Origin of the sequence: Alteromonas sp. McT4-15, assembly GCF_020515205.1 — a bacterium.
Taxonomy (GTDB): domain Bacteria; phylum Pseudomonadota; class Gammaproteobacteria; order Enterobacterales; family Alteromonadaceae; genus Alteromonas.
The window spans coordinates 115,268-138,175 of the sequence record NZ_JAJALG010000004.1 but is presented as its reverse complement, the minus strand read 5'-3'; the positions used below and the strand labels follow the sequence as shown (position 1 = coordinate 138,175).

The 22,908-nt window shown below is 46.6% G+C and carries 18 protein-coding genes; 13 read left to right on the top strand and 5 right to left on the bottom strand.

Annotation, left to right across the window (positions count from 1 at the left end):
* Positions 1-92: 92 nt before the first annotated feature.
* From LHL20_RS05120 to LHL20_RS05105, 4 genes are all read right to left on the bottom strand, one after another.
* On the bottom strand, positions 93-1,883 hold the full coding sequence (locus tag LHL20_RS05120; RefSeq protein ID WP_226432498.1) for a tetratricopeptide repeat-containing diguanylate cyclase: 1,791 nt from the start codon (positions 1,881-1,883) through the stop codon (positions 93-95).
* A 231-nt stretch (positions 1,884-2,114) separates the two neighbouring features.
* Complete coding sequence (locus tag LHL20_RS05115; RefSeq protein ID WP_226432497.1) at positions 2,115-4,619, bottom strand: ABC transporter permease; 2,505 nt, start codon at positions 4,617-4,619, stop codon at positions 2,115-2,117.
* A 15-nt stretch (positions 4,620-4,634) separates the two neighbouring features.
* Positions 4,635-5,315: an ABC transporter ATP-binding protein gene (locus LHL20_RS05110; RefSeq protein ID WP_226432496.1), complete on the bottom strand. Its 681-nt coding sequence runs from the start codon at positions 5,313-5,315 to the stop codon at positions 4,635-4,637.
* 10 nt (positions 5,316-5,325) lie between these two features.
* A complete protein-coding gene (locus LHL20_RS05105) occupies positions 5,326-6,624 on the bottom strand; it encodes an efflux RND transporter periplasmic adaptor subunit (protein WP_226432495.1) in 1,299 nt (432 codons plus the stop codon).
* Here LHL20_RS05105 and LHL20_RS21030 point away from each other — a divergent pair.
* The 3 genes from LHL20_RS21030 (at position 6,623) to LHL20_RS05095 (ending at position 9,684) form a co-directional block, all read left to right on the top strand.
* Positions 6,623-6,757: a hypothetical protein gene (locus tag LHL20_RS21030; RefSeq protein ID WP_264180788.1), complete on the top strand. Its 135-nt coding sequence runs from the start codon at positions 6,623-6,625 to the stop codon at positions 6,755-6,757. The genes LHL20_RS05105 and LHL20_RS21030 overlap by 2 nt on opposite strands.
* A gap of 121 nt (positions 6,758-6,878) precedes the next feature.
* Positions 6,879-8,342, top strand: coding sequence for a sigma-54-dependent transcriptional regulator (locus LHL20_RS05100; protein ID WP_226432494.1), 1,464 nt, complete (start codon positions 6,879-6,881; stop codon positions 8,340-8,342).
* A complete protein-coding gene (locus tag LHL20_RS05095) occupies positions 8,332-9,684 on the top strand; it encodes a sensor histidine kinase (protein ID WP_226432493.1) in 1,353 nt (450 codons plus the stop codon). The genes LHL20_RS05100 and LHL20_RS05095 overlap by 11 nt, the downstream gene beginning before the upstream one ends.
* Here the strand turns inward: LHL20_RS05095 and LHL20_RS05090 are convergent.
* Positions 9,681-10,685 (bottom strand): GlxA family transcriptional regulator, encoded by a 1,005-nt coding sequence (locus LHL20_RS05090; protein ID WP_226432492.1) that lies wholly within the window; start codon positions 10,683-10,685, stop codon positions 9,681-9,683. The two genes, LHL20_RS05095 and LHL20_RS05090, sit on opposite strands and share 4 nt — an antisense overlap.
* A 202-nt stretch (positions 10,686-10,887) precedes the next feature.
* Here LHL20_RS05090 and LHL20_RS05085 point away from each other — a divergent pair, with 202 nt between their 5' ends.
* From LHL20_RS05085 to LHL20_RS05040, 10 genes are all read left to right on the top strand, one after another.
* Positions 10,888-12,042 (top strand): acyl-CoA dehydrogenase family protein, encoded by a 1,155-nt coding sequence (locus tag LHL20_RS05085; RefSeq protein ID WP_226432491.1) that lies wholly within the window; start codon positions 10,888-10,890, stop codon positions 12,040-12,042.
* Positions 12,043-12,056: 14 nt separating this feature from the next.
* Positions 12,057-13,043: an NAD(P)H-dependent flavin oxidoreductase gene (locus LHL20_RS05080; protein ID WP_226432490.1), complete on the top strand. Its 987-nt coding sequence runs from the start codon at positions 12,057-12,059 to the stop codon at positions 13,041-13,043.
* A gap of 3 nt (positions 13,044-13,046) precedes the next feature.
* Positions 13,047-14,660 (top strand): acyl-CoA carboxylase subunit beta, encoded by a 1,614-nt coding sequence (locus tag LHL20_RS05075; protein ID WP_226432489.1) that lies wholly within the window; start codon positions 13,047-13,049, stop codon positions 14,658-14,660.
* A 29-nt stretch (positions 14,661-14,689) separates the two neighbouring features.
* The gene (locus LHL20_RS05070) at positions 14,690-15,496 is read left to right on the top strand and encodes an enoyl-CoA hydratase/isomerase family protein (RefSeq protein WP_226432488.1); all 807 of its coding nucleotides are present in this window, start codon (positions 14,690-14,692) and stop codon (positions 15,494-15,496) included.
* Between the two features lie 7 nt (positions 15,497-15,503).
* Positions 15,504-17,486 (top strand): acetyl-CoA carboxylase biotin carboxylase subunit, encoded by a 1,983-nt coding sequence (locus LHL20_RS05065; protein WP_226432487.1) that lies wholly within the window; start codon positions 15,504-15,506, stop codon positions 17,484-17,486.
* Entirely contained in the window at positions 17,479-19,323 is a 1,845-nt protein-coding gene (locus tag LHL20_RS05060) for an acyclic terpene utilization AtuA family protein (RefSeq protein WP_226432486.1), read from the top strand. The genes LHL20_RS05065 and LHL20_RS05060 overlap by 8 nt, the downstream gene beginning before the upstream one ends.
* The gene (locus LHL20_RS05055; RefSeq protein ID WP_226432485.1) at positions 19,324-20,196 is read left to right on the top strand and encodes an SDR family oxidoreductase; all 873 of its coding nucleotides are present in this window, start codon (positions 19,324-19,326) and stop codon (positions 20,194-20,196) included. It abuts the gene before it with no gap.
* 16 nt (positions 20,197-20,212) lie between these two features.
* Positions 20,213-21,814: a class I adenylate-forming enzyme family protein gene (locus LHL20_RS05050; RefSeq protein ID WP_226432484.1), complete on the top strand. Its 1,602-nt coding sequence runs from the start codon at positions 20,213-20,215 to the stop codon at positions 21,812-21,814.
* Between the two features lie 140 nt (positions 21,815-21,954).
* Positions 21,955-22,488, top strand: a complete 534-nt coding sequence (locus tag LHL20_RS05045; RefSeq protein ID WP_226432483.1) for an RNA polymerase sigma factor — start codon at positions 21,955-21,957, stop codon at positions 22,486-22,488.
* Positions 22,478-22,861 carry a DUF6768 family protein gene (locus tag LHL20_RS05040; RefSeq protein WP_226432482.1) on the top strand — a complete coding sequence of 128 codons (384 nt, stop codon included), beginning with the start codon at positions 22,478-22,480 and terminating at the stop codon, positions 22,859-22,861. The genes LHL20_RS05045 and LHL20_RS05040 overlap by 11 nt, the downstream gene beginning before the upstream one ends.
* The last annotated feature ends 47 nt before the right edge of the window (positions 22,862-22,908 follow it).

Genomic DNA, 22,908 nt, shown 5'->3' with positions numbered 1-22,908 from the left:
TCCCATTACGTTATCGCGATTAATCAAACTGGTTTGATTATGTACCAAGCAGAGTGAACAAACAGTGAATTATCGGCACTTAGCGCTACACGTTACGGAAATGCACGCACGCTATTTCGACCATCCGCTTTGGCTTGATACAGCGCAATATCGGCTTGCTTGTAAAGCTCGTCATAACAGGCGCTTTGCGTATTACCTACCGCAACGCCGATGCTCACCGTCACACGAGCCTTCGCTTTGAACACACTTTCTTCTGCTTCGTGTCTAATCCTCTCAGCAATTGTCATTGCCGCGTGTTGGGCGGTATTAGGTAGCAAGATAACAAACTCTTCGCCTCCAATGCGTGCTAGAACATCGTCTTTGCGGCACAACGCTTTTAGCATAATCGCCAGCCGCACTAATACGTCGTCGCCCACATCGTGACCGTAGTTATCGTTGAGGGTTTTGAAGTGGTCAATATCCAATAATAAAAACGCCATTTCCATAGAGGTTTGACGCAGTACGGCTAACTTTCTATCGAGAAAACGTCGGTTGCCCACTTGAGTAAGAGGATCAGTTTCAGAAGCCACCAGCAAGGTCTCATTGGTTTGCTCAAGCCTGAGTAACTTCTGCTGCCTTAGTCTGAGCGCTAAGAAAAGCACCAAGCAGAAGAGTGATATGACAATTGACGTAAACAAGAAGAAAGTTGAGTGCTTGGCTTCTCGCTCGCGTTGCAGCAAGTCTTCTTGCAGTTGTATTAGTTCTCGCTCGGTCTTTAACTGGGTTTCTAGCTTTTTAATAATGCCGGCTTGCGTTACTGGCTGAATGGCATTTCTGCGCGCTATGTACTCAGCCTGCGTGTTCGCGGCATCTTCATAGTTTCCCAGTTTAAGCTCAAGCAGCGCTAAGCTTTCATAAAGTGCAATTTCACTTTCTACCGAGGTTTTGTTTTTCACCTTAACAATGCCGCTACGATATAAATCCAATGCTTCGTCGAATCGTTCAAGCGAGGTATAGAGCTTGGCTAAACCAAGGTACGCCGATGCCAACGCCTGTGGATAAGAGCCACCGCGTTCATCTTCTATCACATGGCGATACATCTTTACTGCAAGTTCGTGTTTACCTAACGCTTGGTATGCGTGCGCTAAATTCACGCTGGCTTCGCTGTAAGTAAAATCGTAAATAAATTCGTCATTTTCTAGCACAGCTTTAAAGATATTGAGCGCCTGCTCGTATTGCTGTGAGTTTAAGAAGGTTGTGCCTAGTCCGACCGTGGCATTCATTGCCATATCAGTATTGCCAAGGCCTTGGTGAATACTTGCCGCTTGCTTAAAATAATCCGCCGAATCATCGTAGTCTCCTTGGGAATTCAGCACGTTCCCCAAGTTGTTATACACCATGGCAAGGTCGGCAGCGTTGTCACTTAAGCGCGCGTATTTAATGGCTTCAATGTAGTATTTAACGGCATTATCAAAATCGACCACAAGCTCGTAGTACACGCCGATAGAGCGATGACAAATAGACAGCAAGTGTGCGTCGTCCGTTACTTGTGCGGTGCTAAGCGCCTGCGTTAAATACGTAAAGGCTTCGTTGTTTTTGCCTTGATACATACTCGACATACCTAAAAGGCGAAACGCTCTTGCCCGACTTAAGTCGTCTTCTTCTTGAACGCTAAAAGGCAACGCCTGCTTAGCATATTGCTCTGACAACGCTGGGTCTTGATACAAGTAGGTATCTGCGAGTTCTAGCAATAATGGTAACTGCGCCTTATCGCTTGGAGCTAAGGCGGTTAACTGTGCCTTTAACGTGGTAATACGCGCTTCGTTTGCAACTGCCTTAACCGATGCCACGAGCAACAGCATTAGCATCACAAGTCGTATAATCGTTAAATTGTTCGCTACCATATCACCAGAAAAAATTATTGTTATTATCAAAGCATTGACGGAACAGAAGCGATCTCGCTTTTATAAACGCCCCATAGTTGGGTATATGCTTTTGCCATTTCTAAGTCAAGAAAAAGGCTGCCCTTACGGGCTATTTTTAGTATTACTTTTGAACACTTCTGAATGTAAAAAACCCGATGAACAATTTCATCGGGCTTTTGAACGTAATCACACTATAAGACGCTGGTATAGTTATTCGTGTCTCAGTGCACTAATAGGGGCACACCGCGCAACACGAGCAGCATTTCCACCTACCGTCAGCCAAGCAATCAGTACCGACATTAAACCCGCCCCAATACAGATAGGTATAAGCAAGAAGATATCGATACGATATGGAAATTGCTGAAGCCAACTTAGCATCAGCCATACTGCAACTGGCCAAGCAATTACGTTGGCAAGTGCAACTGGCTGAGTGAACTGCCACACTAACAACTTCACAATATCACTCACTTCAGCCCCCATTACTTTGCGAATACCAATTTCTTTAGTTCGTCGCTCTGCGCTAAATGCGGCTAATCCGTATAAACCTAAACATGCAACAACAATCGCTAACACAGCAAAGGCACTAAACAGTTTCATTTGCGCATTTTCTTGCTGGTATTGGCGCTCTAACATGTCATTCAAGTAGCGAATGTTCACTGGCTCTAGCGGTACAACGCCGCGCCACACTTTCTCTACTGCTTCACGTACTGCTTTGTCGTTGTTTGACGCATAGGTAATAGTCGCGACTCTAAAGCGGTTGGGATCTAGCAAATAGATTGACGGGCGAATATCAAACTTTACAGAGCGGAAATAAATATCAGGGATTACGCCCACCACCGTTAATTCAGACATACTGCCGGCATACGAGCTTTGAATTGCAGCGCCAATGGCACTTTCTGGCGAATCAAAACCCAATTTAGTTACCGCAGAGCGATTAAGCACAATACTACCTTTGCCCATTGTATCGCCCTCTTCCCCTATGAAAACATCGCCACTGTTGGCCTCGTTAAACAATCGGCCAGCGATAGGGGTAACGTTATAGTCGTCAAAAAAGCCATAACCCATTGAATAGTAGTTGAGCAATGCAGTTACAGGTTCATTGTCATCATAACCAGGGCGCGTAAAGTTTGTATTGTTTTCATTGTCTTGAGACGGTACTTCAGATGAAAAACTCACGCCTTTCACTTCAGGAATTGCCTCTAGCTGACTTTTAAGGGCGTCTCTGTTGTCGCGCGCAGCGCTTATATTCAGCACTAGTTTGTTATCTGATGTATAGCCCAAGTCCATGTTGTTGGCGTGCTGTGTTTGCAGGTATACCACCGATGTACTAATCAGCAAGGCAATCGAAATTGCAAACTGTCCTACCACTAAGGCCGAACGTAATTTAGATGAACCACCTGCATCACTGCTTTTGCTCGCCTTTAACACACGACCTGGCATATACCGACTTAGCACTAATGCTGGGTAGCTACCTGCTCCTAGGCCTACTACAAGCACAATACCCGCTAATAAAAGCAATAAATCTGGTGACGAAAACAAATCGAACGTAATACTTTTATCAAGCACTTGGTTATAGAACGGCAGAGCAACTTCCACACCCACAAGTGCCAGCAATAGCGAAATAAACACTAGGCACACGGCTTCTACTAAAAATTGCACCGCAACTTGACCACGGCTTGCCCCAAGGACTTTACGCATCGCGACTTCGCGGGCACGCAGACCTGCTCGAGCGGTAGACAGGTTCATAAAGTTAACACAAGCAATTAGCAGTATTAACATTGCCACCAGCGAGAATGTAAAGACCATACGGTCGTTACCTAACTCAGTAAAATCGCCCATGTTACCCGCATGCTTATAGGCGTGAAGATGTAAGTCTTCTAGCGGCATAAAGCGCAGCTGCACAGAATCCGTGACTTTTCTATCGCCCATCACGCCGCCCATGTCCTTGGCGTTTTGCGCGTAGGGGCTTTCATTGTTTAACCAGTAATTTAAACGCGCTTGTACTTGTTCAAGCTGCACGCCTTCGCGTAGTTTGAAGTAAGAATACACATTTACACTATTCCATGTATTAAGGAGTCCATCAAAGGTACTAAACAGTTGCACGTCCATGTAAACCAGCATGCTAATATCAAGGTGCGTATTCTCTGGTAAGTCTTTCAGAACACCTGAAATCGCCAGCTCAATTGGCCTACCCGCTACGCAGCATAATGTAAGGGTTTCGCCAATTACGTCGGTGCGTCCGAAGTAACGAATGGCAGTTTCTTCAGTAACTAATAGATCGTTCGGCTTGGCAAAGCTCTGCTCAATTGAGCCGTGAACAAGGGGTAAATCGAAGATGTCGAAGAAGTACTCTTCACCCACCAGCACACTGTCTTCAAAACCTTCACCGTCTTTTCTGATAGTGGTATTCATCGAGAAGATGCGTGCGCCCACTTCAATTTCATTTGGCATAAAATCGCGTACAGCAGGCATTACCATGCCGGCACTGCGTACGGTAAGAAACGAAGACCTACCGGGGTTAATGTACGCTGTATGCATGCGCACAACACGGCTACTGTCAGTCATCCATGCATCATAACCCGACTCTGAACGCACAAATAACATGATCAGAATGCAGCTCATTAAACCAATCGCAAGGCCTATGATATTAATCGCAGAAAACAGTGGCTTTTTGATGATATTGCGCCAGGCAATAAGAATATAATTACTAAACATAGTGCTACCCTGCCGTTATGCCGCTTTCACATTTTCGGTAACCACGTGGCCATCGAATAAGTGGATTGTGCGTCGTGCGTAGTCAGCGTGTGACGGACTGTGTGTCACCATGACAATAGTGGTGCCTTCGTCGTTGAGTGCCTGCAGCATTTCCATTACTTCTTGACCATGGGCACTGTCTAGGTTCCCCGTTGGTTCATCGGCAAGGATCATCGACTGCCCACCAACCACGGCGCGTGCAACTGCAACTCGCTGTTGCTGACCGCCTGAAAGTTGCCCTGGCATGTGCTTGGCACGATGGGCAATGCCAACCTTGTCCATCACCTCAGCAACGCGCTTCCTGCGCTCACTTGCACTGATGTTGTGATAGAGCAGCGCAAGCTCGATATTCTCTTGCACGGTAAGCTCATCAATCAGGTTAAAGTTTTGAAAAATAAAGCCAATGTGGTGCTTCCTGATTTTCGAAAGCTGAGATTCGTTATAGTCAGCAATGTTTTCATCATTAAACCAGTACTCACCTGTACTTGGGTTATCAAGCATACCAATTATGTTTAACAGCGTTGATTTTCCGCAGCCTGAGGGACCCATAATGGCTACAAACTCGCCTTTTTCTATTTCGATATTGACCCCGTTGAGGGCAAGTGTTTCAACTTCGTCAGTTTGGTAAATTCGCTTAAGATCGTTCATTTTCAACATTGTTCGTCCCTCATTTCTGGTCAATATATAAAACTTGCATGTCTAGATAGTCGGCGTATGAGCTCGTTATCACTTGTTCGCCAACCGATAAGCCTTCAATAACTTCAATAGCGTTGTTGTTGCGTCTGCCCAGTCGTACACTGCGACGAGTGGCCTGTGTTCCATCGCTACTCACAACAAATACCCAGTTCCCCCCCGTGTCTTGATAAAACGCACTGTTGGGAATAAGTACGGCTTCACTGGCATCCCCCAAAGTGAGCTTCATTTGTAAGGTTTGGCCACGGCGAATATCTGATGGCTGTTGTTGGTTAAAGGTAAGGTCAACTTCAAACTGGCCGTTTTGCACCTGCGGATAAATTTTGCTGATAGTGAGCTGATAATCGTCAAACACCGCTTGCTGCCCTAAATCGATGCGCGGAAGATAAAACTCGTCCACCAGCACACTCACTTTAAAGTCGTCTGGTGTATCAATTTGACCCAAGCGTTCACCGCGCCCAATGCTTTGGCCCACTTCAACACTAAAACCAGACAATTTGCCGCCCACTGGCGCGCGTACATTCATGTTCTCAAGGTTTTTGCGTGATATTTCTAGATTGTGCTCTAGGCGTTCGCCTGTACTTTTTAAGAAGGCGAGTTGTGACTCTTGCATTCGCGCATCAGATGCCTGGCTTTCTTTGGTAAGTGCTAAGCGCTGTTTATACCAATACAACTCGTCTGCGGTATCGTCGTATTGAGATTGACTTATAGAGTTAGTCGCTAACAGTGACGCTTCGCGTTCTAGCTTGCGAGTAAGTAGCTTTATTTGGTATTCGATATCGACCAAATCACGCTTATGCTGCAAGCGATTTTGTTCAAGGTTTAATTCAATACTGCGAATATTGTTAAGCTGCTCGGCAACCCGCGCCTCATTGCCTAGTACATTCAGCTGCAGGCTGGCATTTGACAGTTCTACAATGAGATCGCCCGCCGCTAGCTGTGCACCGTCTTCAACTAAAATACGCTCAACCCTACCGCCTTCAATGGCATCTAGATAAAGCGTACGACTTGGCACTACTCGCCCTCTAACGGGAATAAAGTCTTCAAATGTGCCGCGTGTCACGCTTGCCACAGATAAACGCTGCCCGTCGACAGACAAGCTTTTACTTTCGAAAGTGAACGCCTTATAAAAACCAAACAATACAAACAAGGCTACGGCAATTAGTGCGTATGGCGTGGTGTACCACGGCTTTGCTTTCTTCACCTTTCTGTCCATAGTTGCACCTGAATGTGCTGACTTGGCTTTCGCGTCTATGCTGCTAAGTTGAGTCATGGTTACTCTTTTTTTATTGGTTGACGGTTATGTGCAATGGTCACAACACGTTCAGCTAGGTACAGCCTTTGCTATATCAACCTACAGTGATGGACGTTATCTTGCGATGACTAACACAAGAAGCATTCCATAATCACAAGACACTGATTTTTAATAAATTTAATGATTAAGCACGAAAATTTGAATTACATTAAGTGTACGTTTATGAACAGTTGGTGTACGTTAATGAACACTAGAACAGCCATGGGGATAACATGAAGCAACAAGGAAGCGTGTTACTGGTAGATGACGATGAAGATATCTTGGTGGCAGGAAAACTGCTGCTCAAGCGCTTTTTTTCAGACGTTAGAATTTGTAACCAACCCGAACACATCCCTGTATTACTGAGCGAGCATCAATTTGATGCCATATTGCTTGATATGAATTTTGGGCCCGGCGAGAGTACTGGCGAGCAAGGGTATAATTGGTTAGATAAAATCATTGCTATCGATCCACAAGCGGTAGTAATTATGATTACGGCACATGGCGGTATTGATACCGCTGTTGAAGTTATGAAACGCGGCGCAACCGATTTTATTGCCAAGCCATGGCAGAACGAAAAGGTAATAGCGACAGTTTCTTCTGCGGTAAAATTAGGACAGTCACGCGGTGAAGCAAGCGCGCTGCGCCAAACGAACCAAACGCTCACCAAGCTAACAAGCAAAAACAGTCAGCCTTTCATTGCCAGCGCAAGTGCAATGCAACCCGTAATGAATATTGTAGAGCGCTGCGCCCCTACCGATGCCAATGTGTTGATACTGGGTGAAAACGGCACGGGTAAAGAGGTTATAGCACGGGCTATTCACGATAGAAGCACGCGTAGCGACAACGTTTTTATTACGGTGGACTTAGGTGCGGTGCCAGAGTCGTTATTTGAAAGTGAATTATTCGGCCACAAAAAAGGGGCATTCACAGGCGCGATGGACGATCGCGTAGGGCGAATTTTAGCTGCCAATGGCGGTACGTTGTTTTTAGATGAAATTGGTAATTTACCAATGCATTTGCAAGCCAAACTGCTTGCAGTACTTGCCCAGCGCGAAGTTACACCCGTGGGCGCAAATAAAGCAACGCCCTTTAACGTACGGATATTGGCTGCCACCAATATGCCCATAGACCAATTACGCGACGAACGCCGTTTTCGCCAAGACTTATTATTTAGACTCAACACCGTTGAACTTACATTACCCGCTTTGCGTCAACGACAAGAGGACATTATCCCCATTGCCACTATGTACCTGGCAGATTACGCACGAAAATATGCCAAAGACGGTATTCGTTTAAGCGCTGCGTTACAAGATGCGTTTCTTGCTTACTCGTGGCCCGGCAATATACGCGAGCTTAAACACGCCATAGAGCGCGCTGTCATTTTATGTAATGGCGATGAATTGCGGTTAGAGGACTTCCAGCTTAGCCATGCTGTAACATCAGTAGCATCACAAATGCCTGCCTTGCAAAGCGAGCATGCAGTACAAGACATAGCATGTACTCACTCAACGGCACCTCCAGAATTAACACAACCCACCAGCGCAGCGGGCGAACAATTTAACTTAGAAGAAATTGAAAAGCAGACCATTGCCAAAGCACTCAAAGCCTACCGTTATAACATTAGTCATGCCGCAAAAGCACTTGGGCTTACACGGGCTGCCCTTTATAGACGGATGGAAAAACATGGGCTTTAATCGATTTTCGCTACTACTAAGCATACGCGTGTGCTGCTTAATGGCATCGGTAGCCTTAGCAGCATTTTTGTGGTTCACCCCAGGCTACACAGCAACATTTGTACTTACCGTAATAGTGGCTGTAGGCCTTGGCTTTGAAACCAGAAAGTTTGTTAGCAAAACCAATGCTGAACTTACCCGCTTTTTGGAATCGGTACGCCATGGCGAACTGACTCAACGCTTTGCGTACCCTGAGTTTGGAAGCGGTTTTGAAAAACTGGGCGAGACCTTTACTGGTATTTTAAGCGACCTTCAGCAAAAACGTACCGAACAAGAGCAAACACTTCGGCACTTAAAAGCACTCGTTGAACAAGTGCCTGTACCGCTGTTAAGCCTATATGAAAATGGCGAAATAGTGCTGTGGAATCACAATGCTCGTAAGTTATTTGGCACCGTTCTGGTAAAAGACAAGCATGACTTAGCACAATTTTCCCCGCACTTAGCCACCACCTTGGTCAATATTAGGCCCGGCGAAAAAGAGCTCGTTGAATTTGAAGCCGATGGCAGCACTCATAAACTAACCGTGTCTGTATCGCATATAATTATTGCCGGTAAACAAGAAAAGCTTATCAGCTTACAAGATATCAATAGCGAGTTGGGCTTGGCGCAGTTACAGGCATGGCAAGCACTGGTTCGCGTGCTTACCCACGAAATCATGAATAGTATTACGCCCGTGGCGTCGCTAGCTGATACCACATCGCACTTAGTGAAAGATATTAAGCAAAACTACCAGCACAGCGACATGCTGTTGGCCGACTTGGATGATGTAGAACATGCTGCTGATACCCTATCTCGCCGCAGTAACGGGTTAATGCAGTTTGTAGGTAGTTATAAAAAACTCACGCGTTTACCCGCCCCCGATTTGCAACCTGTGAAGGTTAACGAGTTGCTAGAGCAAACTATTGCTGTGTTTGCTCAATCTTGGCAGCAAAAAGGCATAACTATTGATACGCAGCTGGGCTCAGCGCCTATTGTGATAGACGCCGACAGAAGCATGATTGAGCAAATCATAGTGAACATTATGCATAACGCGGAGCATGCTCTTAGTCAAAGTAACAACCCCAAGGTAACCATTAGTGTTCACCTAACCAAGCGCAGTAGATGTGTGATTGAAATAGCCGATAACGGCCCTGGTGTAGCCGATGACATCATCAGTAAAGTGTTTGTACCGTTTTTCACTACCAAGCGTGAAGGCACAGGCGTTGGGCTTGCGCTAACTCAGCAAATTATGGTGGCGCATGGCGGTCAAGTTAACATAAGAAACCTTGAAAGTGGCGGCGCGTGTTTTAGTTTGGTGTTTTAATTTATCGCTTTGCTTTGATATTGGGTAGAACGTGACTTGTTACGATACTGCTTACGCCATGTAGACACATTCACACCGAATGTTCGCTTGAACAACCGGTTAAAGTGACCAGGGTCTTGATACCCCACAGCCCAAGCTATTTCTTCAGCACTTTTGTCACTATGCTTTAGGTATTCTTTGCCCTGTTCAATTCGCAGTTGCTGCAAGTAACCAAGTGGCGTTTCGCCCGTTGCGTCTTTAAAACGACGCTTGAAAGTTCGCTCTGTCATATTCACTTTCGCAGCCATATCCGCAACACTGATCTGCTCAGTGAAATGGATTTCTAACCATTGCTGCACAGTAAGAATATCGTCATCTTGGTGATAAGTTTGGTGATTGATTGATGCCATATCGCTAGTAACGCCTCGGCGGAAGTCCACCAAGAATGTTTGTTCTATCGCTTCGCCTACTTTTTTGCTCGACATTCGAGACACCAAGTAGACAATAATTTCTATGGCTGCATTTAAGCCAGCTGAGCAATATAGCTCTCCCGTTGCGGTTATAAAGCGATCAGTTCTTACGTCAACTTTGGGGAACGATTTTGCAAAATGCGCTTGCTTGTGCCAGTGCGTTGTACTCATCCTGTCATCGAGTAAGCCAGCTTTTGCGAGAAAGTATGCGCCCGTGGCAGCAGCCATAATAGGTATACCCTGTTCATGCCACAATCGAAGCTTTGGATACAATTCTTCTTGCTGATCCAATAAAGTATCAACGTCTCCCCATACGCTGTGCAGCAGCACCAAGTCAGTTTCTGTAATATCAGCAAGTGCGCAATCGGGAATGATTGCTAGGCCGCTAAAGGTTTTCGTGGGTTTTCCGTCAATGGTTACTAGCTTAATCGCGATAGGCATTCCAAATAGTCTTTCTTGTAAATCTGAAGCGAACTTTAGTACATCGTGAGTCAGACCCATACTAAGGCCCATGGTGTTCTCGCTGGCAAATAGCGTTACGTGATTTAGCATGCTTGTCCTTTTTTGCATAACCCTTTTATGAATGGCCGTAATAGTATCTGCGCATCTAAGTGGTGTTAGCCTGCGCGATATCACACTATTGCCAAAATCACATTAGTGGCCCGAATGGCCAATTAATTGTCCCAAGTCACACTGTTAACATTATTTTCACAAAATTACTATGAATACAGGCTCAATTTTGTGGAGACAAGGGATGCAATTTACTGAAGAGCACGATGCCTTAAGAAAAACCGTTCATGAGTTTGTTAACCAAGAAATGGACCCCTTCATCGAGGAGTGGGAGCACGAAGGAATAGCACCACTTCATGCCCTCTTTAAGAAAATGGGTAACTTGGGGCTATTAGGTATTCAAAAGCCTGAAGCATACGGTGGGTCAGGTTTAGATTACAGCTACAACCTTGTATTTGCTGAAGAAATTGGCCGAGCTTATGGTGGCTCTGTACCCATGGCGATTGGCGTACAAACCGATATGGCAACACCCGCGCTGGCGCGTTTTGGTAGCGATGAACTCAAGCGAGATTTTTTAGCGCCGGCGATTGCAGGCGATATGGTGGCCTGTATAGGTGTCAGTGAGCCCGGAGCAGGCTCTGATGTTGCAGGACTTAAAACCACCGCCAGAACCGAGGGCGACGACTATGTCATCAACGGTACAAAAATGTGGATAACGAATGCTACACAAGCCGATTGGATTTGTCTTCTCGCCAACACCAGTAATGGACAAGTTCACGCCAATAAATCGCTAATTGTAGTACCGCTCAACACCCCTGGCATCACTATCAGTAAACCACTCAATAAACTTGGAATGCGCGCCAGTGACACTGGGCAAATTTTCTTTGACGACGTGAGAGTGCCAAAACGTTTTCTTATTGGTGAAGAGAACAAAGGTTTCACCATGCAAATGATGCAATTTCAGGAAGAGCGAATGTACGCGGCGGCGAGTGCGCTTAAAGGTATGGAACGCATCATTACCGACACCATTGAATGGACTAAAGAGCGTCATACCTTTGGGCAGCCGGTAATTAACAATCAAACTGTTCACTTTAAACTAGCCGAATTACAAAGCGAAGTAGAAGCACTTCGCGCGTTAACGTGGCAAGCCTGCCAAGAGCACATAGATGGTAAAGACGCCACATACTTAGCGTCTATCGCGAAATTGAAAAGCGGCCGATTGTGGCGACAAGTTACTGATGGATGCCTGCAGTATTGGGGGGGTATGGGCTTTATGTGGGATAACCCCGTAGCACGCGCGTATCGCGACACCCGCATACTGTCGATAGCGGGCGGCAGTGACGAAATGATGCTTGGCATTATTGCTAAGTACATGGACATATTCCCTAAACGTAGATAACGCTCTGGTGCACTATGAATGCGGTAAACACGCTTTTAAACGATAATCTTAAACTCCCCGTTATTTGTGCGCCTATGTTTTTGGTGTCTACACCAAAGCTGGTGATTAGCGCCTGCAAAAATGGCGTGGTCGGGAGCTTTCCGGCATTTAACACGCGTACGCAAGCGGCACTGGATGAATGGTTAACGACTATTGCGACAGCCCTTGAAGCAGAGCAAGTTGCAAACCCCGGTGCATGTGTCGCTCCTTTTGCCGTTAATCTGGTGGTTCACCCCTCTAATAAGCGGTTAGATGCAGATTTCGATGTGGTAAGAAAACACAAAGTTCCTTTCGTGATCACAAGCCAGGGCAACCCAAGTGCCATTACCCAAGCCGTGCATGAGTGGGGCGGTATTGTATTTCACGATGTCATTAATGTTGCCCATGCCAAAAAAGCGATAAAGGCAGGCGTAGATGGTCTTATTCTAGTGGCTTCTGGCGCAGGGGGGCATGCAGGAGAGGTGAACCCGTTTGCTTTAGTGCGTGAAGTGCGCGAGTTTTGGCACGGCCCCATTGTGTTAGCGGGTTCAATAAATGATGGGTTTGGCATACGAGCGGCTGAAGTGTTAGGCGCAAATTACAGCTATATGGGTACCCGCTTTATCGCAACCGAAGAAGCGGAAGTGGACCCTGACTACAAGGCCATGTTAGTTACATCGAGCGTAGATGACTTGGTATTTACCGACACGTTCACTGGCGTAAAGTGCCACTTTCTAAAGCCTTCTATTGCTCGCGCCGGCGTTGATTTAGGGGATATTGAAGGCAAAGACAGTGTCGATTTAGACCTTGGTGGCAGCAATGCATGGAAAGACATGTGGAGCGCAGGCCACGGTGTGAGTGGCATTCACAGCGTGATTTCAGTAAAGCAGCTTGTCACTCAGTTGCACGAAGAATACCAGCGCGCGGTGGGAACTGAACCGTTTCCCCACACTCGTTCAAATCATCATATCAAGAGCGCATAAATTATGGCTGTTATCTCTTCAACAATCGATACACAAAGTCATGAGTTTCAAGCCAACTTCGCGGTAATGCTAGATGCAGTAAACGAATTTAAAGAGATAGAAAGGCGCGTTGTTGTAAAAGCTCAAGAAAAAGCACCGCGTTACGAACAAAAAGGGCTTTTGTCGCCAAGAGACAGGTTGTCACTGCTTCTGGATGCAGATAAACCCTTCATGCCATTGGCAAGTCTGTGCGGCTATATGCAAGAGGGCGATAAGGATGGCAGCGCCGCGGGCGGTGGTGTAATAGCGGGTATTGGCTATGTAGCGAACACGCGCTGCATCGTTATGGTGGATGACTATCTCACTAGGGGTGGCAGTATTACTGAACTTGGTAGTAAAAAGCGTCTTCGCATGTACCACATAGCGCTTCAGCAAAAGCTACCGGTTATTGCACTTTCACAAAGCGGTGGCGGTGATTTGACATCTCTTGGTGACTGGTTTGGTTTTTCCGCTGCCGGCTTTGCTATGCAGGCGCGTTTGTCTGCGGCAGGTGTTCCACAAATTACGGTTGTCCATGGAAGCGCTACTGCAGGCGGCGCTTATCAACCTGGTCTATCAGACTACGTGGTAATGATTAAAGAGCAGTCTACCGTTTATCTTGCGGGTCCGCCTTTGCTCAAAGCAGCCACCGGCGAAATTGCTACCGACGAAGAAATTGGTGGGGCACAAATGCACGGTGAAGTGTCTGGCGTAGCCGATTTTATTGCTCAAGATGATGCCGACAGTATCCGTATTGCACGCGAGATAGCAGCATCACTTCAGTGGGGTCACAGCGCAAGCCAATCGCAAAACCTACATAACAACCCACCTATCTACGCCTCGTCAGAGTTACTTGGCGTGGTGCCTAAAGACGCTAAAACCCCTTACGATGTGCGCGAAGTCATTGCTCGCGTGGCAGACAGCTCAGATTTTGTCGATTTTAAACCCGAATTTGATATGGGCACAGTTTGTGGCTTCATCACCATCGAGGGACAACGCTGTGGTGTGGTTGGCAACAACGCCCCCATTACCGCCAATGGTGCTGCCAAAGCAGCTCAGTTTATTCAACTATGTGAGCAAGCGGGCACCCCCATCACATTTTTGCATAACACCACTGGCTTTTTAGTTGGTACAGAGTCGGAGCGCGCGGGCATCATCAAACATGGCGCAAAGCTTATTCAAGCCGTAACTAATTGCACAGTACCCAAGGTTAGTATTGTGCTTGGTGGTTCGTTTGGTGCTGGCAACTATGCTATGGCGGGGCGAGGTATAGAGCCTGACTTCATGTTTGCTTGGCCAAGAACAGTGGTGGCGGTAATGGGGCCCGCACAAGCTGGTAGTGTGCTGCGCACAGTTGCCCACGCCAAAATGGCGCGCAGTGGCGAGGTTGACAACGCAAAGCTAACAGCGCTTGAGCAACATACTGTCAGCGTAATGGAAGCCAAATCCCGAGCACTGGCAAATTCAGCCAGATTGTGGGACGACGGTATTATCGACCCTCAAGACACACGCGCAGTACTCGCGTTTGTGCTGTCGATTTGCCGAGCAGCGAAAAACAAACACCTTAACCCAACAAGTTTTGGTATTGGTCGGCTTTAAACACTAAGCCTGATAACGGAATACGCTATATGACACAGTTTGACACGCATTCGTTTGACGAAATCACCACCGCAGTCACCAACAACATACTGCATATTAGTTTCAACCGGCCTCACAAGAAAAACGCGATGAACTTAGCGCTAGTCAACGACGTGATTACGTGCTTTGACATGCTTGAATCTAGTGGAATACGCGCCGTAGTGATTGAGGGTAGCGATGGCAATTTTTGTGCGGGTGGCGACATCTCTGACATGCATTTATCCGCCCTTGGCGAGCAGGAGCGCGACCATACAATATGGCAATTTAATCGCAGTTTTGGCCACATGATAACGAAAGTAAAACATGCTCCCACTGTGGTGGTGGCGGTGGTAGAAGGTGCTGTTCTAGGGGGCGGATTCGGTCTTGCCTGTGTTGCGGATATTACGCTTGCCAGTGACACCGCTTTTTTCGCATTACCTGAAACAGGATTAGGTGTAATTCCCGCCCAAATTGCGCCATTTGTCGCGATGCGCCTTGGCGTAGATCAGGCTAAGCGCTTAGCACTAACCGGAGAAAAGCTAAATGCTCAGCAAGCTCTGCAATTAGGTTTAGTGCATCAAGTAAGTTCAACGACAACATTAGGCGCAACCCTTGATGACTTGCTCAGCAAAATAAAGCGTTGCGCGCCTAAAGCGAACGCCATCACCAAAAAGCTCTTGCTGGAAGTGAATGATCAACCATTAGAACCTTTGCTTGATCACGCTGCCTCGCAATTTGTTCAGTCCCTTTCTTCTTCAGAGGGCGTGGAAGGAACCCAAGCGTTTATGCACAAACGCGCCCCCTCATGGTACGAGTAAATCAATTATGACAACGTTAATTAGAAAGATTGTAGTGGCTAACCGCGGAGAAATAGCCTGCCGCATTATTCGTACCGCCCATGAGCAAGGTTTTTTTACCGTTGCTCTTTACAGCGACGCTGATGCTAACGCACTCCACGTAAAGCAGGCAGATGAGGCCGTGCGCATAGGTGCCGCTGATGCCGTTTCTTCGTATTTGAACATTGACAGTATTATTCGTGCAGCGAAATTGACTAATGCAGATGCTGTTCATCCGGGCTATGGCTTTTTGTCGGAAAATGCCGATTTCGCAAACGCATGCGAAGCGGCGAACCTAATATTTATAGGTCCAAGTGCTAATGCTATTGAGTTGATGGGCAGCAAACGACTATCGAAATTAGCGATGATTAAGGCGGGTGTACCCTGCGTTCCGGGGTATCAAGGCGCTGAGCAAAGTAATGCCACACTACTTCAAAAAGCCAACGAAATAGGTTTCCCTATTATGGTAAAGGCCAGTGCTGGGGGCGGCGGAAAAGGAATGCGCTTGGTACACGATGCCACAGACCTAGCATCGCAAATTACTATGGCACGCTCGGAGGCTCTGAATGCTTTTGGCAGTGATGAGCTTATTTTAGAGCGAGCGTTGATATCGCCACGGCATATTGAAATTCAAGTGTTTGCCGACAACAAGGGTAACACTATATACCTAGGTGAGCGTGACTGTTCTATACAACGCAGGCATCAAAAAGTTATTGAAGAAGCGCCCTCCCCCTTCATTGATGCTGAACTTCGCAAGCGCATGGGCGACGCCGCTGTTAACGCAGCGAAAGCGTGCGGCTATCGGGGAGCGGGTACAGTTGAATTTTTAGTAGATGAAGACAGGCAGTTCTACTTTTTAGAAATGAACACACGCCTGCAAGTCGAACATCCGGTTACTGAAATGGTCACTGGCATTGACCTAGTAGCGTGGCAACTCAGCGTGGCCTGTGGTGAACCACTACCGCTATCACAAAACGACATAACTATAACAGGTCATGCCATCGAGGCACGCTTGTATGCCGAAGATCCTAGGCAAGATTTTATGCCTCAAACTGGAAACGTTTATTGCTGGCGCGAGGCAGACAACACCAGAACTGACCACGGCATCTACACAAATCAAAAAGTAAGCACTCACTATGATCCAATGCTCGCCAAAGTTATAGTGTGGGCGGAAAACAGAAACACAGCTGCGCGCAAACTCAGCCGCGCCCTGTATCAAACGCAACTGCTTGGGGTAAACACCAACAAACACTTCTTGCAGAATATACTTACCAGTACGGCATTTCTTAGTAACGACGTGACCACTAATTTTATCAGTAAATATGCTGATACCGATGAAATGCGTGGTGCCTCCTCGCCCTCTTTTGCACTGTTAGCCATCGCAACAGTACTCTTTAGTACGCAACATGAAATTCGCGCTGAAAAATGGGAGAACACCACTCCACTAGATTACCCAATAAAGCTGCTGTGTGACGGCGAAACCACGTTACTCACTGTTACACATCAATTAGGGCAGTTTGTTGTGCGCTGTAAGCTAACTAAACAACAAGTGACCATTTATTTGGTTAGCCAAACCCCAAACACCGCTGTTATAGAGTTTGATAACCGACGACACTTGATTAGCTACGCAATAAAACAAAACAGCCTGTTTATTGATGATGGAAGTGGACATTTTCATATTGAGCAAGTAACTCACCAGCCCACACAACCTTTATTAGGCGATGATCCACAGCAGTGCACCGATATTTGCGCTGTGATGGATGGCGTTATTGTTGCGCTTATGCTGGAAAATGGCGCCGACGTTAAGGCAGGCGATACGGTTGCCATTATGGAAGCGATGAAAATGGAACATCCGCTAAAAGCCAAGACTAGTGGATTAGTAAGCCTAAGTACTTTACGCGCTGGCGATCAGGTTAAATCTAAGCAGGTAATAGCAACCATTTTGCCGAATAAGGAGCCATCTGATGCGTAGTAATACTGTGCGTATTGGCGGGGCATCCGCCTTCTACGGAGATAGCCAGTTATCTGCACGACAACTGGTGGACAAGGGAAACATTGATTACCTCGTTTTTGATTACTTGGCTGAAGTAACGATGGCTATTTTGTCTCAAGCTCACAAAAAAGATCCTCGCCTAGGTTACGCCATTGATTTTGTCACCGTGGCGATGAACGACGTACTAAAAGATTGCGCAGAAAAAGGTATTAAAATTATTGCGAATGCGGGTGGCGTGAATGTACCAGGTTGCATAGCCGCACTAAAAGCGCTGTGCGCTGAAAAAGATATAAACCTAAATATTGTAGGCGTATATGGCGACAACTTACTGCCACTGCATCACGACATAGATGGCAAACAACAACGTTTTAATACCGTTAGCACAGATACTAGTGATCTGGATTCAGGTCGCGCGCTTCCTGAACACCTTTCGTCGATGAATGCCTATCTTGGTGCCACTCCAATCGCCGATGCTTTAGCGGCGGGCGCCGACATTGTTATCACAGGGCGTGTAGTTGATAGCGCCTTAGTACTAGGGCCCCTAATTCACGAGTTTAACTGGCAAACAGATGATTATGACCTATTGGCGCAAGGTGCACTTGCAGGGCACATTATTGAATGTGGTGCGCAATGCACTGGGGGAAATTTTACTGATTGGGAAACTGTACCCAACTTTGCCAACATGAGCTACCCCATTGCAGAAGTGAATGCCTCTGGAGAATTTACCGTTTCCATTGCCCCTAATACTGGTGGCATTGCAACTACGGCGAGCGTTGCTGAGCAACTTGTTTATGAAATTGGTGATCCTGCCAACTATTTGCTGCCCGACGTGGCCTGCGACTTCACAGACGTACATCTTACTCAAATTAGCCAAGACAACGTTATGGTATCAGGCGCTAAGGGGCGAGCGCCGGGGAATAACTACAAGGTGTGCGCGACCTACGTTGATGGCTTCAAACTTACGGGCACTTTTTTTATTGCCGGGTTAAACGTTAAAAATAAAGCGCTCGCTAATATCAATGCCCTAGTCTCGCGCACGGAGCATGCCTTACAACAAAAAGGAATGCCCCCCTACATCGATACTTGCATTGAGATATTAGGCACCGAAGCGACTTTTGGCCCTCATGCCACGGCGCAACATGCCAAAGAAGTAGTGGCCAGATTTACACTTCACCACAACAACATTAAAGCGCTTTATTTTGCTGCTAGCGAGATGGCGTATTTGGCGACGTCGGCAGCGCCAGGAATGGCAGCATTTGGCACTGGCCGGCCCAAACCTCAGCCACTTATTCGTATTCATTCATTTCTTATCGATAAAAGTACAGTGGATGTGCAAATTCAAAAAAACGACACCGTAATCAGTAGCAAAATATACGACGCTGCACAGTTCAGTGAGCCTGCCGAGGGTACCACTTATGCTTTATCTGACAGCCGCTACGGGCCTATTGATAAGAGCACTGACACTACTTCGGTGCCACTTATTGAACTGGCTTATGCGAGAAGCGGTGACAAGGGAGACAACTTGAATATTGGTGTTATTGCGCGCCACCCTTACCTAGTGCGTTTTTTATATCACGCATTAAGTGAATCGGTTGTTCAGGCGTTTTTTGCTTATGCCGTAAAGGGAGACGTTAAACGCTACAGCCTTCCTGGAATAAACGGGTTCAATTTTTTCATAACCCAAGCGCTTGGTGGTGGCGGCACAGCCTCGCTTCGAACGGATAGTCAAGGAAAGTCAGCGGCTCAAACTCTGCTAACTATGATGCTAGAGGTTCCCACATCGCTTATGCCTTACACCAAAAGCGGAGGTCGTTAAATGCCTTATCAATCAAGTTTAGCCGCTGACAGCTTTATCAATACAACCATTGTCATTACAGGCGGCGGTAGTGGTATTGGTCGATGCACAGCACACGAATTGGCGTCGTTGGGCGCTACTGTTGTACTTTTAGGAAGAAGCGAAGACAAACTCATTTCAACTGTTGAAGAAATAAAGGAAGACGGTGGCTCTGCAAGCTACTACTGCTTAGATATTCGTGACGAAGAGGCTGTAAGCGCAACCTTAGACGCGATGTTAATAGAGCACCCTAGAGTGCATGGACTCGTGAATATGGCCGGCGGCCAATTTAGAGCACCACTTAGCGCCATATCGCAGAAGGGCTTTGAGCGAGTAGTGCAAACCAACTTATTAGGTGGTTTTTTAATGGCAAAGAACCTATTCAATAAACACTTTGAGGCGCACGGCGGCAACATAGTGAATATTACGGCAGACAACAAGAACGGTATGCCTGGTATGGGCCATTCCGGCGCTGCACGCGCAGGAGTAGAAAATCTTACCAAAACTGCCGCATGGGAATGGGGACCGCACGGCGTTCGCGTCAATACCGTTGCGCCAGGTTGGGTGGCCTCATCAGGTTTAGATACCTACCCAGACGACATGAAGCAGGCATTGCGTAATCTAAAACACGCCGTTCCGCTTGGCAGGATTGCCAGTGAAGCAGAAATTTCAGCCACGGTGTGTTTTTTACTTAGTCGAGGCGCAAACTTTATAACCGGACAAACACTTTTTGTGGATGGTGGTGCGAGTATGGGCTCAGCCCCTGCACTGTATCCGTTAAAGCACTCTGACAAGCCCACCAGTGAAACATGGAATGGCTTTCATCGCAGCGCAATCCCACGCGTATTGCAATAACCGCAAGGACATCAGCATGAACCAACAAGAACTCGAAAAAAATTTAGTGGAACGCGTGGCAATGGGCGATCTTCTGCGACGACGAGCTAGAGACAGTGCCACCCTACCCGCGTTGGTCGACTACTATGGCGACGCACGCCGTGAAGTAAGCTATGGCGAGTTAAACAATAGAGTAAATCAATTGGCACACGCGCTTATACAAGAGGGAGTAAAACAAGGCGATAAACTGGCCATATTAGCCATTAATCAGATAGATGTAGTGGTTACTTATTTTGCCTGTTACAAACTTGGCGTTATTGCAGTTCCTATCAACTTTATGCAAAGCGTTGACGATGTGCGCTTTAATTTGGAACACAGCGAAACTCGCGTTATTGTTTATGACCCTATGCTTGCTGATCTGGTGCACGCGAGCACACAGAACAATAACAACCTTGCTTTTACCATCGCGTTAGGCGAAGACAAAGGCCGCGCAACCTTCGCGTTTAAATCCTTTATTGCACAGCGTGACACTGCTGAAGTTGAAGACAGAATCATCGCCGACAGAGATACCGCCCATATGATTTACACATCGGGCACCACTTCAAAGCCAAAAGCGGTGGAAACCTCTCACCTATCGCTGACTATCGCGGCGTTAACTGGCGCACTTGAGCTATCACTAAATGTGCAGTGCAAAATGTTGCTGGTATTACCCATGTTTCATTGCACAGCGCTTTCTATTCTATACCCCACAATAATGCGCAGCGGTTGCTGTGTATTGCACGCCGCTTTCGATCCAATGTTGATAGTAGATAGCCTTGAAAAAGAAAAGGTTGAGACATCAGTGTTGCTACCTATGATGTGGAACGCGCTGATGGCAACACCAGACTTCGATAAACGTGACTTTAGCCATTTTGAGCTGGCCATATACGGTATGGCTCCAATGAGCCAACAGAATAGACAGCAAATTCGTGATGCGTTTGGCTGTAAAATCCACTTAGGCAGCGGTCAAACAGAATTTAGCCCAGTGTCGTGCCTGTTCAAAGACGGCAGCAGCACTGAATTTGAAGAAGGGAACTATTGGGGTGTGCCACTTTGCTTCACCGAGCAAGCCGTTATAGATGAGAACGGAAATGAAGTGGCGCAAGGTGAAGTGGGTGAAATTGTATGGCGCGGCCCGCAAGTGATGAACGGTTATTTCAAAAACCCGACAGCAAGCGAGTCGGCGTACAAGTATGGTTGGCATCATACGGGCGATCTGGGCTTTATCGATGCCGAAGGCCAACTTATGTTTATCGACAGAGTAAAAGACACCATAAAATCGGGCGGTGAGAATGTATCATCACAAAAAGTAGAGCAGACACTGTGCTTGCTACCTGAAGTCGATGCTGCTGCAGCCATTGGCGTGCCCCACCCGCACTGGGGAGAAGCAGTATGCGCTTGTGTTGTTGGAGCCAACTTAGACGAAGAAGCGTTGCCTGCTATAGTCGCATTTTGCAAAACCAAGCTAGGCAAATTTGAAGTACCAAAACAGATTTTTATTTGCGAATCGTTGCCGATGACTAGCACAGGGAAAGTACGCAAAGTCGAACTACGTGAACAGTACAGAGAATTTTTCCAAAAAGAAGCGCTACATTCGTAGCGCTTAATTTAAAAAAACAGCGAACCCAACCTCCCCTTACTCCGTCTTTATGTAAAAAGATAAGGGCATTCAATGTTAATACCTCTACTATTACTGATACTGACCTTTCTAATTGGTGTACTTGAGATTGTTATAAACCAATGACAAATGCAGACATAGAGCTACTGGTTATCGAGCTTCAATTTGGCAATCGAACAGCCCTTGGCACGCTTTATCAACACTTTCACATCGCCATGCGCAAGTACGCATTATTGCGGGTAAAAGATGCCATGGTTGCTGACGACCTTGTGCAAAATGTGTGGTGTAAAGTAGCCAAGCGCGTAACCAAGCTAAACGATGTATCGCTTTTTAAAAGCTGGCTTTACAAAGCGCTGCGTTGGGAAATTATCGACTGGTACAGGGCATCGAGCAAAGAAGTGGTAATGGACAGCGATATACCAGAAAAAGCCATTGAACTGGTATACAACGAGCCTTTATCACCGTTAAAGCAACTGTTTACGCTGCCAGCTAACGAACGTGATGTGGCTGAGCTGTATTACCTAAACGATTTAAACACAAAAGAAATAAGCCTAGTAACGGGCATTCCATTAGGCACAGTAAAGTCGCGCTTACACCGCGCTCGGGCTTTACTAAAGCAACGCATTTCAAATACGGAGTACGGTTATGACGACTAAATCAGACGATGACATTAAGCACTACCTAAAACAACAGTCGCAAGAGTTAGACAATATGTTAGGCGATGGCTTAACCGATTACTTAAAGCTGGGATTTGCCAGTAACTTCTCTGGCATAATGAAACTAGGCTATGCCATTGCAATAGCACTTACTGTTGCGCTGTTTTATTGTGGGTATCAGTTCTTCACTGCTCCAGAGGCAAATCAAGTATTTTGGGGGGTACTGCTGATACTGAGCTTTAACGCACAGGTAGCCACTAAGCTTTGGATATTCATGCAAACTAATCGCAACATGCTTTCAAAAGAAATGCGCATGATAGAAGTACGACAGCGCGCATGGTTTGCGGCCCAAAACGCAAAAATGCATGAATAGCGGCATGGTTAGCCTGCATTGTTCTTGGTAATTGAAGGTGATAGTCT

Coding starts and splice junctions, on each gene's coding strand:
- LHL20_RS05120 (WP_226432498.1), bottom strand. CDS start 1,883: ATGGTAGCGAACAATTTAACGATTATACGACTTGTGATGCTAATGCTG.
- LHL20_RS05115 (WP_226432497.1), bottom strand. CDS start 4,619: ATGTTTAGTAATTATATTCTTATTGCCTGGCGCAATATCATCAAAAAG.
- LHL20_RS05110 (WP_226432496.1), bottom strand. CDS start 5,315: ATGTTGAAAATGAACGATCTTAAGCGAATTTACCAAACTGACGAAGTT.
- LHL20_RS21030 (WP_264180788.1), top strand. CDS start 6,623: ATGGTTACTCTTTTTTTATTGGTTGACGGTTATGTGCAATGGTCACAA.
- LHL20_RS05105 (WP_226432495.1), bottom strand. CDS start 6,624: ATGACTCAACTTAGCAGCATAGACGCGAAAGCCAAGTCAGCACATTCA.
- LHL20_RS05100 (WP_226432494.1), top strand. CDS start 6,879: ATGAAGCAACAAGGAAGCGTGTTACTGGTAGATGACGATGAAGATATC.
- LHL20_RS05095 (WP_226432493.1), top strand. CDS start 8,332: ATGGGCTTTAATCGATTTTCGCTACTACTAAGCATACGCGTGTGCTGC.
- LHL20_RS05090 (WP_226432492.1), bottom strand. CDS start 10,685: ATGCTAAATCACGTAACGCTATTTGCCAGCGAGAACACCATGGGCCTT.
- LHL20_RS05085 (WP_226432491.1), top strand. CDS start 10,888: ATGCAATTTACTGAAGAGCACGATGCCTTAAGAAAAACCGTTCATGAG.
- LHL20_RS05080 (WP_226432490.1), top strand. CDS start 12,057: ATGAATGCGGTAAACACGCTTTTAAACGATAATCTTAAACTCCCCGTT.
- LHL20_RS05075 (WP_226432489.1), top strand. CDS start 13,047: ATGGCTGTTATCTCTTCAACAATCGATACACAAAGTCATGAGTTTCAA.
- LHL20_RS05070 (WP_226432488.1), top strand. CDS start 14,690: ATGACACAGTTTGACACGCATTCGTTTGACGAAATCACCACCGCAGTC.
- LHL20_RS05065 (WP_226432487.1), top strand. CDS start 15,504: ATGACAACGTTAATTAGAAAGATTGTAGTGGCTAACCGCGGAGAAATA.
- LHL20_RS05060 (WP_226432486.1), top strand. CDS start 17,479: ATGCGTAGTAATACTGTGCGTATTGGCGGGGCATCCGCCTTCTACGGA.
- LHL20_RS05055 (WP_226432485.1), top strand. CDS start 19,324: ATGCCTTATCAATCAAGTTTAGCCGCTGACAGCTTTATCAATACAACC.
- LHL20_RS05050 (WP_226432484.1), top strand. CDS start 20,213: ATGAACCAACAAGAACTCGAAAAAAATTTAGTGGAACGCGTGGCAATG.
- LHL20_RS05045 (WP_226432483.1), top strand. CDS start 21,955: ATGACAAATGCAGACATAGAGCTACTGGTTATCGAGCTTCAATTTGGC.
- LHL20_RS05040 (WP_226432482.1), top strand. CDS start 22,478: ATGACGACTAAATCAGACGATGACATTAAGCACTACCTAAAACAACAG.